Here is a 13,579-nt window from a genome sequence, read left to right as displayed (position 1 = left end):
TGGTTCAGCCTTTTCTACACTTCATCAATCCACACCCGCATCTCCCCTTCCCCACGGTTCGCCCAGGAAAAATACGGCACAAAGGTCATGGTTTGCGGCAAGGTTGCTTCCTCTGGCGGATTGTAGCGGTACAACGGCTGCTGCCCGGCCTGTACCGACGGGCGTCGCTCGCCCTGCGTTTGCAGCAATGTTTTACCCGCGAACAGTCCGCTGCCTGAAATCAGGCGGAACGGCGCATCGTGCGGCAAACGAATGTTATGCAGTTCACGGCCGTTATCCGCCTGTTCCAGGCAATACACCAGTGGCCCGCGCTGCACGGCGACTTTTCCGGCGACATGGCGCAGCAGTGCGTTACCTTTCACGCGGGTGACCGGCATCGGTAAGGTCATTTCAATGCGATCGCCTTTCTGCCATTGCCTGGTCAGACGCAAATACCCGCGCTGCGTCAGGCTGGTCAGTTCAAGCGGATGACCATTGATAGTGACCTGCGGGCTGGCGCACCAGTCTGGTAAACGCAGCGCCAGCGTGGCTTCCAGCGTTTCATCGGTATCGACGTCAATCGTTACGTTTTCAGCCCACGGGTAGCCGCCGGACTGTTTCAGCCGCAGCGGTTTTCCGCCGATTTCCGCCTCCACATCGCTGCCGATATACAGATTGATATCCACACCGTCCGGGCGCCGGGTATAAATGTAATGGCCGAGTGACGCCAGCAGCCGCGCGATGTTGGGCGGGCAGCAGGCGCAGCCGAACCAGCGCTGACGCACCGGTTTTACGTGATCATAAATATGGTTGAACGGGATGCTTTTCGGGTGCACTTCCAGCGGATTCACATAGAAGAAATGTTTACCGTCGAGCGCCATACCGGCCAGCACGGTGTTGTAAAGCGCACGTTCCATCACGTCGCTGTAACGGCTGTCGGCCTCCATCTGCAACATGCGGTTGGCAAACATCATCAGGCCAATCGAGGCGCAGGTTTCGGTATAGGCCGTGTCATTGGGTAAATCGTAATCCGAGGAAAACGCTTCGCCGCTGCTTTGCGAACCAATCGCACCGGTGATGTACATCTGCCTTTGCGTCATGTTTTCCCATAAGCGCTGGCAGGTTTCGCGTTTTTCCTGATCCTGACTCAGCCTCGCCAGGTGCGCGACACCGGCGTACAGATAAACGAATCTCACCGCATGGCCGACCGCCGTGGTCTGTAGTGCTATCGGCAGATGCGCCTGCGTGTAGGCTTTATCCTTAACCATCCACGCCGGGCCGTAGTTATTCCAGTGCGATGTTTTACCGCGTTTTTCATATTCGATATCGTAAAAATGCGGCTGCGCCCCGCGCTGCTCAACGAAATACCTTGTCAGTTCGAGATAACGGGTTTCGGCGGTTTGCTCATACAAACGCATCAGCGCCAGTTCAATTTCAGGGTGACCGGGGTAGCCGTGTAATTGCTTTTCGCCCGGCCCGAAGACGTCGGCAATGTGATCAGCCAGTTTGCAGACGATCTCCAGCAAACGGGTTTTGCCCGTAGCCTGCGCATAAGCCACACCGGCTTCGATCAGATGTCCGGCGCAGTAAAGCTCGTGACATTCCGCCAGATTGGTCCAGCGGTGTTGCGGCTCTTTGACGGTGAAATAGGTGTTGAGATACCCGTCGGGCTGCTGCACCGCGCCGACCAGTTCGATCACCTGATCGGCGGTTTCCTCCAGCGCCGGGTCCGGCGTTTTCGCCAGCAAATAACCCACCGCTTCCAGCCATTTGGCAACGTCGCTGTCCTGAAAAACCATGCCGTAAAACTCACCGTCACTTTGCCCGGCGGCAATGCGGAAGTTTTCTATCGCGTGGCTCGGTTCGGCATCGGCAACCTCATCATTGAGCGCCTTCCACTGATACGGCACCACCACATCTTTCACCAGACGCTGATACTCCCGCCAGAACGCGTCGGAGACATTCACCTTGTGCAAAGGCACTTCTAAGGATTCAACCGGAGAAAAAGACATACAACCTCCTGAACAGTTATCAACATTAAACGTTTGCCGCCAGCTCGCGGGACATGCGGGTCAGCAATGTGTTATTGAGCTTGCAGAACATCAGCGTCCCGGCCAGCAGTAAATGCATCGCCGCGGGCAACAGCGTTTCCAGCAGCGTGATCCCGCCAAGGGATGCCGCGGTCTGGTGCTCGGCACCGGCCTGATAAGACACCCAAATAAAGACCAGGCTGATGATCCCGGCGCTGGAGGCCCAGGCCAGTTTGATAAAGAAAAGATTGAAGGCGAAGTTCATGCCGGAAGAGCGGATACCGTTTTTCCAGTGTCCGTAGTCATCGGCAAACGCCATGATGGAAAAGTGCAGCGGCAGCGTGAAGCCGAGGATCACACAATGTATGAAGATAATGCCAAGCCACAGCGTCTGGAATTGTTCACCCACCGGCACAAACCACAACAGCAGGGAAAACACCGCCAGCACCAGATTGGTGATCAGGTAGAGACGCACGCTGTCGATAAATTTGGTCAGCTGATTGACGATGATCGCGCCGAGAATTGACGCCAGCGTCACCATGCCGAAGAACATCGACGCGTACCCCGCGCCGCCTTTCAGCACGTAGGTGATGAAATACATATAGCCGCCACCGCGCAGGTTGAACACGTTGATCAGCAGGAATGACATGAGGAGAACCAGCAGCAACTGATCGTTTTTCAGCATTCCGCGGATGTGCTCTTTAATGCTGAACTGCCCCAGCAGCGCCAGCGGCAGACGCTCGCGAACCGTGAAGAAGCACCACAGGAACATCACCACCGCCACCGCGCACAGCAAGCCGACGCCCTGCTGATACCCCCGCGCAGCATCACCTTTGCCGAAGAGTTGCACCAGCCACGGCAGCCCGACGGAAACCATAAATCCGGCCACACCGCATAAAACAAAGCGCCATGACTGGCAGGAAATCACCTCCCGGTGATCGGTGGTCATGGTGTTAATCAGCGCGCAATACGGCACGTTGATGGCCGTGTATGACACCGAAAGCAGGAAGTAAGTGAAGAAGGCGTACGCGATTTTGGCATCACCGCTCAGGCCGGGCACCGTGAAGGTGAGAAAACCGACTACGCCAATCGGCAACGCTATCCACAACTGCCATGGACGAAAGCGCCCCCAGCGGCTTTGGGTGCGGTCAGCCAGAATGCCCATCAGCGGATCGGAAATCGCGTCAATCACCCGCAGGGAAATAAACAATGTGCCGACAATCGCCGGTGTCAGCCCGAAGACATCGGTATAAAAGAAGGTCAGAAAACTGGTGATCAGACAGGTTATTATCGTGCCACCGGCGTCACCTAATCCGTAACCGATTTTCTCACTGACGGAGAGTTTAGCGTTAACAGAAATTATTTTTCCCTCAACGCTTACCGGCGAAGAACCGGTATTAACTGAATCTGTTGGCATTATTTTTCCTCGCTTTTATATCGTTATTTATAAGCTGTAGGAACACAATGAATAAGGCTGATTTTTCGCATCAGCCCTGAGATGAAATAAGGTACGCCATAAATTTGGCATAGAGACTTCATGCCAACAAGAGGAGGATAAAGTAGTTAAACGGGACAATTCCGACTCACGAACAGAATCTGTGAAGCAGATCAAAACCTCTTTACGCCCGGCGGGTAGCGCGTGTTTCTTGTGCTACTGTCAGTCTACACCTGCCTGATGAGCGCCTGAAAATGCCTGAAATGCTTGCGTTTCCCGTTAATTACCCGGTAAAAGTGCAAAACGGTGGTCTGTTTATTTCACGGGGGATTGGCACACATCCGACCCGACGCCTGAGTTCGCACGAGTTAATTTATGTCGTGCGGGGTTCGCTGTCTTTGCAGGAAGAAAATAACCGTTTTGATTTACACGCAGGCGAAAGTTTATTGTTATTTCCAGGGCGTGAACATAAAGGGATCACAACATTCGATCCCGATTTAAAATTTTACTGGCTGCATTTCGATATTGTGAAAGATAGCGCAATAATGAAAATACAACCAAACAGTCCCTCTTTACAGCTGAATATTCCACAGCACTGTAAAGTCAGAGACAGCGAAACCCTGTTAACGCTGTTCAGATTATTTTTATATGAACAGGAACGCGGAGGTAACTCTCTCGAGCTGTTTCTGATATTGCTGTTACAGGAAGTCTCGCGTGCCTGGCCGGAGAATGTCGAACCGGGCGGCCCCGGCGTGGCACTGGCTTATAAAGCCCGCCAGCTCATCACGACACAGTTTCACCTGCCGCTGGGGGCTTCGGAACTGGCGGAACGACTGCACTGCAACGCGGATTATCTCGGACGGGTTTTCCGCCTGACTTTCCAGATGACGCTGACCGAAGCATTGCATAAACAACGTGTTGCCGCCGCCGAGAAACTGTTGCTGGCGAATACCGGCAATGTGGCGGATGTGGCCCGCCTCACCGGGTTTAATGACGTGGCGTATTTTCGACGAGTGTTTCGCAAACTGCTGGGGATCACGCCAGCGGCGTATAAAAAGCTCTATTGCCGTGAGCACATTAATTCGGATTAGCTTTGATGAAATAAGCCAAATATCTGTGAAAACCTTGCGCTAACAATCTCAAAATCCTGAGAAAACTCATGTTAGTATTGTGGACTCCCGATTCTTAAGACAACTTTTGCCCATGACAGACGCCTTTGAATTTCTCAGCAATGTACCGGTTAATCAGCAGATTTACCGTACCTTGCGTCAGGACATCGTCACCTGCGCCATTGCGCCGGGGGCATTCCTGTCGGAGAAAGAGATTTCCACACGCTTTAACGTGTCCCGCCAGCCGGTGCGCGAAGCCTTTATCAAACTGGCGGAAGCCGGGCTGGTGCAGGTACTGCCACAGCGCGGCACCTATGTGATGAAAATTTCCTCCAAGCGGGTGGCTGACGGCCGTTTCATTCGCGAAGCCGTCGAAACCGCCGTGGTGCGCCGTGCGGCGATGGTCGCCACCGGGAAAGATCTGGCATTGCTGGAACACAATCTTGAACGCCAGACGCTGGCCGCCAAAAGCCAGCAAACGCAGGAATTCCTGCTGCTTGACGATGATTTCCACCGCACCATCGCGCAAATCATTGACTGCCGTCTGGCGTGGGAAACCGTCGAACACATCAAAGCCACCATGGACCGCGTGCGGTTCCTGACGCTCAGTAAAGTCTCCCCGCCGGAGAATCTGATTGCACAGCATTATGCGATTTTCGATGGTCTGAAAGCACATGACCCGGATGCTGCGGAAAAAGCTATCCGCATTCATTTGCAGGAAATGATTTCCACTATCACGCCCATTGCTGAACAGAACAGTGACTGGTTTGATGCCGAGTGAGTTTGTCTTCCCGCGTGGTAAAACGATGCCAACGCGGGAGATAATTTTCACTTCAGGGCAATTTGTTCCAGTCTTTTGAAGGGCGGTAGCAGGCTTCTCGCGGGCCAAGCAGCACACCTCCCCCTTCAAAACCTTCAACATCTTTTTGACCTTCATATTTTTCATCGCAGGATCTTAAAAATCCGACAACGAGTTCCACAAGTTCTGTCTGCCGAGGCGTTAAATTAACCGGTTTTTCCTTGTCTCGCTTCATGTGCTGCTCCTGATAAGTCTGATAAAAATTCTCTGTCTGAAATGATGAATTCATTCTTCAAACGTTGATATTAAATAAATCCATATTTATATATTCACGTAATAAATAGTAAGTGGATTCGCACTCCATCTCTTGCGAAACTTGCGACAGGGGCGCTGCGGAGATATAAAAACGCATTACATCATCATTAACAACATCTTTAATTACAAATCTCGCCCTTTCTTTCTTTAATATACCCAGCTCATTAAGAACCTCAGCGTAAATCACCATAAGACAAAGGCTGTAATACAGCATATTCCTTTTCAAAGGATGCCCTGCTGTCTTGCGATAAAAATTCTCCAGTGCATTGAGCTCCAGTTCTTCTGATAAGCACCGGCACGAGGTTAACAGGAACGCGGCCCGCTCCTGCTGCAGGTTATTGAGACAAAACACATAAGCGGCCTGCTCCATACCTGAATTCTGCGGCTTATTTTTCCGATACTGGTTAAACAGCCATTTCCAGTTAAGCTGGTGTTTTTCAGGTTGTCGTAAATTACGCCTCCCCCGACGCTGCTGCCAGATAATATCACTGCGACGAATACACTTTATAATAAGAGAGACATCTAACTTACTGAAGACGGCATTCATTATTGTGACCATCTCATTAATCACCCTTTCATGTAACGTCATCCTTTCCATTTTATTTCCACAGGTTGCATATAATTTCGCAAGAATAATCCGCAATCCGGGAATAACAATCATGATGCGTTTTTTTTTCGAGACGTCTCGTAAAATTTCATCATGACCTGGGTCTGTAAGGCGAAGGTTTTCTGTCCATCCCACTGTCTGCGGCGTTCAATTTTTGCGGGTTAGCGCCAAAATCTGTATGACAACTTAGTGTAAGCTGTAAACCACATTAATATCGTGGATACCTTTATGCCAGCCGCAGCCCCCCTGAAAAAAAGCTATTACAGTGCCGAACAGTCACTCTCCCTCGCCCAACTGGATGAAGAAAAGATCAGCCAGATTGCACGCGATCTGGACGTGGCCGAAAGCGAGAAAGAGCATTATCTCACCGGATGGATGGGCCAGAACAGTGTGGTGCTGGTAAGAAATTATCAGGATAAACGTGGCACCGCGAACGGCCTGGTGATGTCGCGGGGTAACCGTTACAAACTGACCGTGCAGGCCATCACTTTTCGCATACCCAAAGTGCTGCTGTGGGTGACTTTCCGCCGCACGCCGCGCACCATGACCGTCATTGCCTATAACAAACTGGGCGAACAGGCGACCGGCCTGCAACAGTTTATGCATGTGCAGGATCCTGAGCTGAAAGAGCGCCTCGAAAACGACTGGCGCGAGCTGAATGATTATCTTGGTATGGCCTGCTGGCAGATGGACAATAACCGCCCGTTATGGCGTCAGCTGCATGAAGAGATCACCCCGCAGGCACTGTGGCTGCTGGCGGATTCATCGTGGTTCAGCGGCAAAAAACTGCAAAAAGATGGCGAACTGGAAGGCTTGTGGCTGCATGAGCAGTTTATTGGCCGACGCAGCGGCGAACACGCGGCGCTGGTTCTTTCATGGAAAGATGAAGAGAATCAGGACATCGCCAGTTATCTGTATGAGCGGATTTCTGTCAGCCAGATCCGGGTGATGCTGCGCCCGCGTAAAGACGAGAAATTCTACCCGCTGAATCCGTTTGATGCCGTGCATTTACAGCGGGCGCTGATGATGTTTCATCAGGCAGAACAGGCACTGGAAAAATCGCAGCGCAGCGCCTGACTGCCCGTCACTATCGCCTTACCACCAGCGATGAAAATGATGCACCGGCCCGATGCCCTGCCCGACATCCAGCGAGTCGGCCTGTATCAGCGCCTGTTGCAGATAGGCTTTGGCTTCGCGCACAGTGTCTGCCCAGCCGCTGTGGCGCGGGCGCAGTGCCGCCAGGGCGGCTGACAACGTACAGCCGGTGCCATGTGTATGGTGGGTGTTCACCCTCGGCGCAGTGAAACGCTCACGCGTATCCCGCATAAATAACCAGTCCGGACTCTCTTCGTCGCTAAGATGCCCTCCCTTCATCAACACCGCGCCACACCCCATCGCCAGTAAAGCTTCGCCCTGCTCGCGCATTTCCGCTTCACTGGTGGCGATGGCGCATTCAAGCAACGCTGCTGCTTCGGGCAGGTTTGGGGTGATGATCGACACCTGAGGCAAAAGCAGCCGCCGCAACGCCTCGACCGCTTCCGGTTGCAATAAAGGATCGCCGCTTTTCGCCAGCATCACGGTATCGAGCACCACGAACGGCGGCTGATAATGGCCAAGCCGCTCCGCCACCGTTTCCACAATCTGACTGTTTGCCAGCATGCCAATTTTAGCGGTGTCGATACGCACATCGCTGAGGACGGAATCAAGCTGCGCCGCCACAAACTCCGGTGCGATGTAACAGACCGACTGAACGCCACGGGTATTTTGCGCCACCAGCGCCGTGATCACGCTGGTGCCATAAGCGGCGAGGGCGGAGAAAGTTTTCAAATCTGCCTGAATGCCCGCGCCGCCGCTCGGGTCCGTTCCGGCAATGGTCAGCGCATTAATGCGTTTCATGACAGCCCTCCCCGTTCAGCCATGTTTCGTTCAATAAATACAGATTATCGAGGAACGCTGGCGTAAAGCTGCCCGGCCCGCGGGCTGTCGCACAAGCCCGTTCACCGGCACATGACATGACGCGACACGCCGCCGCGACGTTGTCCAGCCGGTCGCCCGGTAAAGCCGAAAATGCCGCTACCACGGCAGATAATGCACAGCCGGTACCGACCACGCGGGTCATCATCGGATGCCCGCCCGGCACAGCCCAATGGCGTTTGCCGTCGGTGACGTAATCCGTTTCGCCGGTCACAGCCACTATCGCCCCGGTTTGCTGCGCCAGTTGCTGTGCGGCAGGCAGAGCGGAAAGCGAATCGTCGCCGCTGTCAACGCCGCGGCCTGACGCGCTCAGGCCACTGAGGGCACGGATTTCAGACGCATTGCCACGAATGGCGGCGGGTTTTAACGGCAGGATATTGAGGCAAAATTCGGTTCGCCAGCTCAGGCCACCGACCGCGACGGGATCTAACACCCAGGGTTTCCCGGCCTGATTGGCGGCATGAATCGCCGCCAGCATCGCGTTAGCGTGGGGATGTGTGAGCGTGCCGACGTTCACCAGTAAGGCATCGGCAATGGCGCTGAACTGCGCCGCTTCATCGGGATCGACCACCATCGCCGGAGAGGCACCTAGCGCCAGCAGGACATTGGCAGTAAAAGATTGCACCACATCGTTGGTCAGGCAATGGACCAGCGGTGAGGCATGGCGGAGTTGATGTAAAGAACCGGCGGCAGTAGCACCGGGAAATACGGAAGGTCGGACGTTCATAAGTCTCCCAACCGGCTTTCAGGAAGGCGGCATCGGGAGAGATACCTGACTTCCCTACGCTGGCATAATCCAGATCAGGTAATACGGGTAAAATCTCAGCCGTTCTTTTGCAAGCGCGGCACCCCGAGTCAAGGGAGCATTATTGGTGTGGACGGCGGGAAGATCAATCAGCAATTGATACAAAAAAGCCCTGTCCATTGACAGGGCTAATGAAACAACCGCGATTTACAACGTAGCGGGCACGTCGCCAGTCGTGCCTTCGCTGCGCGCCTGCCACAACGTTATCCAGCGCAGAACAGATGCCACCATAATCACCGCGCCGAGGGCGACCATGATGATTGAGATGGTGCCGTTGAACAGGTTGAAACCTTTGGCCGCAGAATTGAAATACACATGAGCGACCATCCAGTACGCCGCATAGTTGACCGTGACATAGAGATAGGCCAGCGGGATCAGGCAGGTCAGCATGTAGCGGCGTTTGTCCGCCAGACGCAAGATAATGGTCGCACCGATCATCAGGCCAATCGAGGCCATCAGCTGGTTTGAAACGCCAAACAACGCCCAGACGGAGTTGATGTCGCCCGAGTTAAGAAGGTATCCCCACAGCAGGCAGGCGACGATGCTGCACGCCACTGTGCCCGGCCACCAGTCAGTACGTTTGAGCGGCGACCACAGATCGCCGAAGAAATCCTGTAACAGATAGCGCGCCACGCGGGTCCCGGAATCCACGGCCGTCAGGATAAATACCGCCTCGAACATCACCACAAACTGGAAGAAGTACGAAGACAAATGGCTGAACCACGGGATGCGGGTAAAGATATCCGCCATGCCGACTGCCAGCGTCACAGCCCCGCCGGTACGGCCACTGAGATCCAGACCAATTTCCTGGCTGAGTGTCGGCAGATTCACCACCTGCATCCCCAGACCGGCAAAGACCTCGGGCGCCGAGTTGATCGCAAAGTAATCCGCCGGATGCAGCGCAGTCGCGGCAATCAGCGCCATCACGCCGACCACGCATTCCGCCAACATCGCACCAAAACCGACCGGTAAGATGTCGCTCCATTTATCGATTTGCTTCGGCGTCGTGCCGGAACCGATAAATGCGTGGAAGCCGGAGATCGCGCCACAGGCGATAGTGATTGAGATAAACGGCCAGACCGGCCCGGCCAGCACAGGGCCGCCACCGTGGATAAACGGTGTGATCGCCGGAAACTGGATCTCGGGGTTAATGAACACTACCCCGACGATGAGCGCCCCGAACACGCCGATTTTCATGAAGCTGGAGAGATAACCGCGCGGTGTCAGCAACATCCACACCGGCAATGCGGTCGCGAAGAATGCGTAGACCGGCAACACCAGGCTGACCGTCGAAGCACGCAGGCTCAGCCATTCCCCAAACGCCGAAGCCTGAATGTACGGCCCGATCACCACACAGGCCATGATGGCAATAATCCCCACCCACGAAGCGGCTTTCATACTGCCGGTCAGACGTTCCCACAGGCCAACGCAAATCGCCACCGGGATGGTCATGAAGACGGCAAACGTCCCCCACGGATTACGCTCAAGAGCGTGGACAACCACCATCGATAAACCGGCCATGGTGATAGTGATGATGAACAACATCGCCAGCCCCGTGCACCAGCCTGCCACCGGGCCAAGCTCTCGCTTAGCGACCTCGGATAACGATTTCCCCCGGTGTTTCATGGAGGCAAACAGCACGACGGTATCATGCACCGCGCCGCCGACCACACAGCCGATCAGCAGCCATAACATGCCGGGCAGATAACCGTATTGCGCGGCCAGCACCGGGCCGACCAGTGGCCCCGCCGCCGCGATGGCCGCGAAGTGGCTGCCAAAGTTCACCCATTTTTTGGTCGGGACGTAGTCTTTCCCGTCTTCCAGTAAATGCGACGGTGTGACCTGAGCATCATCGGCTTTCAGCACTTTACGGACGAAAAACACCCCGTAAAGCCGGTAACAGATTGTCAGAATACACAAAGTCGCGATGACAAAAGTCAGTGCGTGTTGCATCTTGTTGTTCTCCGGATAAGGAATAATCCGGCGCAACGTAACAAAGTGCCGATGAAAGCGCTCCGGCTGTTGGCGTGAGCGGCGTAATAGCGATTTAAACGGTTAAAACGCCGGAGTGAACGGTGCGGGTTACAGGCCCAGCCGGGACTTCAGGGCTTTCAGGTAGCGACGACTGACCGGCACCCGTACCTCATTTTTCATCACAAGCTCTGCCAGCCCGCAGTCATCAAAACGGATTTCGCGCAGATGCTGCATATTAATCAAATACTGCCGGTGGCAACGCAGCAACGGTGTGCGACTTTCCAGCGTGCGCAGCGTCAGCTCTGTAAAGCATTCACTGCCGTCGGCGCGGTTCACAAATACCCCGCTGACCCGTGAGCTGACAAAAATCACCTCATCTGTGGAGAGCAGATAAATACGGTTCTGCCCGCAGCAGGGGATCAGGGCCAGATCTGGCTCCCCCGCCATCAGCGCACTGACATTTTGCGCAGGAAGATGCTGCCGCAGGCGATGAAGGGTTTTCTCCAGCCGTGAGGCCTGAACCGGTTTGAGCAGATAATCGAACGCATTCTCTTCGAACGCCTGCAGGGCGTACTCATCATATGCGGTGAGAAAGACGATATGAGGCATGCGCTCGGGGTCGATCATACCGACCAGTTCCAGACCGCTGATGCGCGGCATGTGTATATCCAGAAACACCACGTCAGGTCGCAGCCGGTTGATCGCGCCAAGGGCTTCCACCGCATTTTCACATTCGCCAGCCACGATGATGTCAGCGACCGGCTGCAACAGCACGCACAGGTTTTCACGCGCCAGCGGCTCGTCATCAACAATCAATATTTTCAGCATGTCGGCTCCTGGCTGGCAAACGTAAAATGACGCGGGTGAACCTTTCCGGCTCGCATTCAACCTGTAACCCGAACTCGTCGCCGTAACGCCCACGCAGTCGGCGATCGACCAGGCTCATCCCAAGCCCGTTACCGTTCGCCGACGGCGCGTACAGCCCGGCGTTATCTTCCACGGTGAGCACCAGACACTCTCCCTGCCCGATGGCTGAAAGACGAAGCTGCCCGATACCGAGCAACTGCGATGTCCCGTGTTTGATGGCGTTTTCCACCAGCGGTTGCAGGGTAAAAGCGGGTAAACAGAGCTGTTGCAGCGCCTCGGGGAAATCAAAGGTGACATTCAGACGGTCGCTGAACCGCGCTCGTTCGATATGCAGATAGGCTTGCACATGCTCGATTTCGTCGGCCAGCGTCACCACTTCCTGCGGGCGTTTGAGATTTTTGCGAAAAAACGTAGAAAGATGCTGTACCAGTTCACTGGCCTGTTGGCTGTCGCGACGGATCACCGCCACCAGGGTATTCAGCGCGTTAAACAGAAAGTGAGGATTCACCTGCGCGTGCAGCAGTTTAATTTCCGACTGGATCAGCAACTGTTTGTGCCGTTCGTACTGTCCGGCGAGGATCTGCGCCGACAGCAGGCTGGCGATGCCTTCGCCCAGCGTACGGTTGATCGAGCTGAACAGCCGGTTGCGCGCTTCATACAGTTTGATCGTGCCGATCACTTCCTGATTTTCACCGCGCAGCGGGATCACCAGCGTCGAGCCCAGCTTACACGACGGGCTTTGCGTGCACTGATAGGCCACCTCATTGCCGTCGGCATAAACCACCTCGTTATGTTCGATGGCGCGGTGCGAATGTTCGGACAATATCGGCGATCCCGGCAAATGGTGATCGTCGCCGATCCCGACAAACGCCAGCAGCTTCTCACGATCGGTAATCGCCACCGCGCCGATATCCAGCTCCTGATAAATGATCTGCGCCACCCGTGCAGTATTCTCCTGATTAAACCCCTGACGCAGCACACCTTCGGTACACGCGGCGATATTGAGCGCGCGGGCGCTGAACGCCGTGGTGTAACGTTCAAACATCGCCCGCCGGTCGAGCAGAATGCGCATAAACATGGCTGCGCCGATGGTATTGGTCACCATCATCGGCGTGGCGATGCTTTTGACCACCCGCAGCGCTTCGTCAAAAGGACGCGCAACCATCAAAATGATCGCCATTTGCAGCACTTCAGCAAACAGCGTGACGCCCGCGACGGTCAGCGGATTAAACAGCCGGTCAATACGTCCCCGCCGCATCAGCACACGATGCACTATGCCGCCGAGCAATCCCTCGATAACCGTCGAAATCATGCAACTCAGCGCTGTCATGCCCCCCAGCGAATACCGGTGTAACCCGCCCGTCAGACCGACCAGAACACCGACGACCGGCCCGCCGAGTAAACCGCCCAGCACCGCGCCGATAGCCCGGGTATTGGCGATGGAATCCTGAATATGCAGACCAAAATAAGTGCCCATAATGCAGAACATCGAGAACATGAAATAACACAGCAATTTGTGCGGAAGCCGCACGGTGACGTGCATCAGCGGGATAAACAGAGGAGTTTTGCTGAGTAAATACGCAATGACTAAATAGACGCACATTTGCTGCAACAGCAACAAAACCAAATTGAACTCATACATAGTCGCTGGCAGTATCGTTAAGTGAGTTGCGTACCATACGCAC

Annotated in this window: 12 protein-coding genes and 1 riboswitch; of the genes, 3 read left to right on the top strand and 9 right to left on the bottom strand. The window is 54.7% G+C overall.

Translation table 11 applies throughout. The features are described from left to right. Positions 1 to 14 precede the first annotated feature (14 nt). On the bottom strand, positions 15 to 1,991 hold the full coding sequence (locus ED901_RS23740; RefSeq protein ID WP_122097433.1) for a glycoside hydrolase family 127 protein: 1,977 nt from the start codon (positions 1,989 to 1,991) through the stop codon (positions 15 to 17). Between the two features lie 25 nt (positions 1,992 to 2,016). Continuing rightward, positions 2,017 to 3,426 carry an MFS transporter gene (locus tag ED901_RS23735; protein WP_122097432.1) on the bottom strand — a complete coding sequence of 470 codons (1,410 nt, stop codon included), beginning with the start codon at positions 3,424 to 3,426 and terminating at the stop codon, positions 2,017 to 2,019. A gap of 281 nt (positions 3,427 to 3,707) precedes the next feature. Here ED901_RS23735 and ED901_RS23730 point away from each other — a divergent pair, with 281 nt between their 5' ends. Both ED901_RS23730 and ED901_RS23725 read left to right on the top strand, forming a co-directional pair. Continuing rightward, positions 3,708 to 4,535: an AraC family transcriptional regulator gene (locus ED901_RS23730; protein WP_371414343.1), complete on the top strand. Its 828-nt coding sequence runs from the start codon at positions 3,708 to 3,710 to the stop codon at positions 4,533 to 4,535. A gap of 112 nt (positions 4,536 to 4,647) precedes the next feature. Then, entirely contained in the window at positions 4,648 to 5,334 is a 687-nt protein-coding gene (locus ED901_RS23725; protein WP_056781211.1) for a GntR family transcriptional regulator, read from the top strand. A 52-nt stretch (positions 5,335 to 5,386) separates the two neighbouring features. Here ED901_RS23725 and ED901_RS23720 read toward each other — a convergent pair whose 3' ends face one another. Both ED901_RS23720 and ED901_RS23715 read right to left on the bottom strand, forming a co-directional pair. Continuing rightward, the gene (locus ED901_RS23720) at positions 5,387 to 5,587 is read right to left on the bottom strand and encodes a hypothetical protein (protein ID WP_122097430.1); all 201 of its coding nucleotides are present in this window, start codon (positions 5,585 to 5,587) and stop codon (positions 5,387 to 5,389) included. 57 nt (positions 5,588 to 5,644) lie between these two features. After that, a complete protein-coding gene (locus ED901_RS23715) occupies positions 5,645 to 6,409 on the bottom strand; it encodes a hypothetical protein (protein WP_162997924.1) in 765 nt (254 codons plus the stop codon). A 93-nt stretch (positions 6,410 to 6,502) separates the two neighbouring features. Here ED901_RS23715 and ED901_RS23710 point away from each other — a divergent pair, with 93 nt between their 5' ends. Beyond that, the gene (locus ED901_RS23710; RefSeq protein ID WP_056781222.1) at positions 6,503 to 7,351 is read left to right on the top strand and encodes a hypothetical protein; all 849 of its coding nucleotides are present in this window, start codon (positions 6,503 to 6,505) and stop codon (positions 7,349 to 7,351) included. 18 nt (positions 7,352 to 7,369) lie between these two features. Here ED901_RS23710 and thiD read toward each other — a convergent pair whose 3' ends face one another. From thiD to ED901_RS23685, 5 genes are all read right to left on the bottom strand, one after another. Next, on the bottom strand, positions 7,370 to 8,170 hold the full coding sequence (gene thiD, locus ED901_RS23705; protein WP_122097428.1) for a bifunctional hydroxymethylpyrimidine kinase/phosphomethylpyrimidine kinase: 801 nt from the start codon (positions 8,168 to 8,170) through the stop codon (positions 7,370 to 7,372). Further along, entirely contained in the window at positions 8,157 to 8,975 is an 819-nt protein-coding gene (gene thiM, locus ED901_RS23700) for a hydroxyethylthiazole kinase (protein ID WP_122097427.1), read from the bottom strand. Before thiM ends, thiD begins: the two co-directional genes overlap by 14 nt. 34 nt (positions 8,976 to 9,009) lie before the next feature. Next, positions 9,010 to 9,111: riboswitch (TPP riboswitch) on the bottom strand. A gap of 89 nt (positions 9,112 to 9,200) precedes the next feature. Further along, entirely contained in the window at positions 9,201 to 11,006 is a 1,806-nt protein-coding gene (locus ED901_RS23695) for a carbon starvation protein A (protein WP_122097426.1), read from the bottom strand. A 129-nt stretch (positions 11,007 to 11,135) separates the two neighbouring features. Then, entirely contained in the window at positions 11,136 to 11,855 is a 720-nt protein-coding gene (gene btsR / locus ED901_RS23690; protein WP_122097425.1) for a two-component system response regulator BtsR, read from the bottom strand. Then, positions 11,833 to 13,536: a sensor histidine kinase gene (locus tag ED901_RS23685; RefSeq protein WP_122097424.1), complete on the bottom strand. Its 1,704-nt coding sequence runs from the start codon at positions 13,534 to 13,536 to the stop codon at positions 11,833 to 11,835. Before ED901_RS23685 ends, btsR begins: the two co-directional genes overlap by 23 nt. Positions 13,537 to 13,579: the final 43 nt, after the last annotated feature.

Origin of the sequence: Rahnella sp. Larv3_ips (assembly GCF_003697865.1) — a bacterium.
GTDB lineage: Bacteria > Pseudomonadota > Gammaproteobacteria > Enterobacterales > Enterobacteriaceae > Rahnella > Rahnella rivi.
Note: the sequence above shows the minus strand (reverse complement) of the source record. Positions and strands in the feature narration are given on the sequence as shown.

Excerpts from the sequence above, each read along its gene's own strand:
- ED901_RS23740 (WP_122097433.1), bottom strand. The coding sequence starts at position 1,991 with ATGTCTTTTTCTCCGGTTGAATCCTTAGAAGTGCCTTTGCACAAGGTG.
- ED901_RS23735 (WP_122097432.1), bottom strand. The coding sequence starts at position 3,426 with ATGCCAACAGATTCAGTTAATACCGGTTCTTCGCCGGTAAGCGTTGAG.
- ED901_RS23730 (WP_371414343.1), top strand. The coding sequence starts at position 3,708 with ATGCTTGCGTTTCCCGTTAATTACCCGGTAAAAGTGCAAAACGGTGGT.
- ED901_RS23725 (WP_056781211.1), top strand. The coding sequence starts at position 4,648 with ATGACAGACGCCTTTGAATTTCTCAGCAATGTACCGGTTAATCAGCAG.
- ED901_RS23720 (WP_122097430.1), bottom strand. The coding sequence starts at position 5,587 with ATGAAGCGAGACAAGGAAAAACCGGTTAATTTAACGCCTCGGCAGACA.
- ED901_RS23710 (WP_056781222.1), top strand. The coding sequence starts at position 6,503 with ATGCCAGCCGCAGCCCCCCTGAAAAAAAGCTATTACAGTGCCGAACAG.
- thiD (WP_122097428.1), bottom strand. The coding sequence starts at position 8,170 with ATGAAACGCATTAATGCGCTGACCATTGCCGGAACGGACCCGAGCGGC.
- thiM (WP_122097427.1), bottom strand. The coding sequence starts at position 8,975 with ATGAACGTCCGACCTTCCGTATTTCCCGGTGCTACTGCCGCCGGTTCT.
- ED901_RS23695 (WP_122097426.1), bottom strand. The coding sequence starts at position 11,006 with ATGCAACACGCACTGACTTTTGTCATCGCGACTTTGTGTATTCTGACA.
- btsR (WP_122097425.1), bottom strand. The coding sequence starts at position 11,855 with ATGCTGAAAATATTGATTGTTGATGACGAGCCGCTGGCGCGTGAAAAC.
- ED901_RS23685 (WP_122097424.1), bottom strand. The coding sequence starts at position 13,536 with ATGTATGAGTTCAATTTGGTTTTGTTGCTGTTGCAGCAAATGTGCGTC.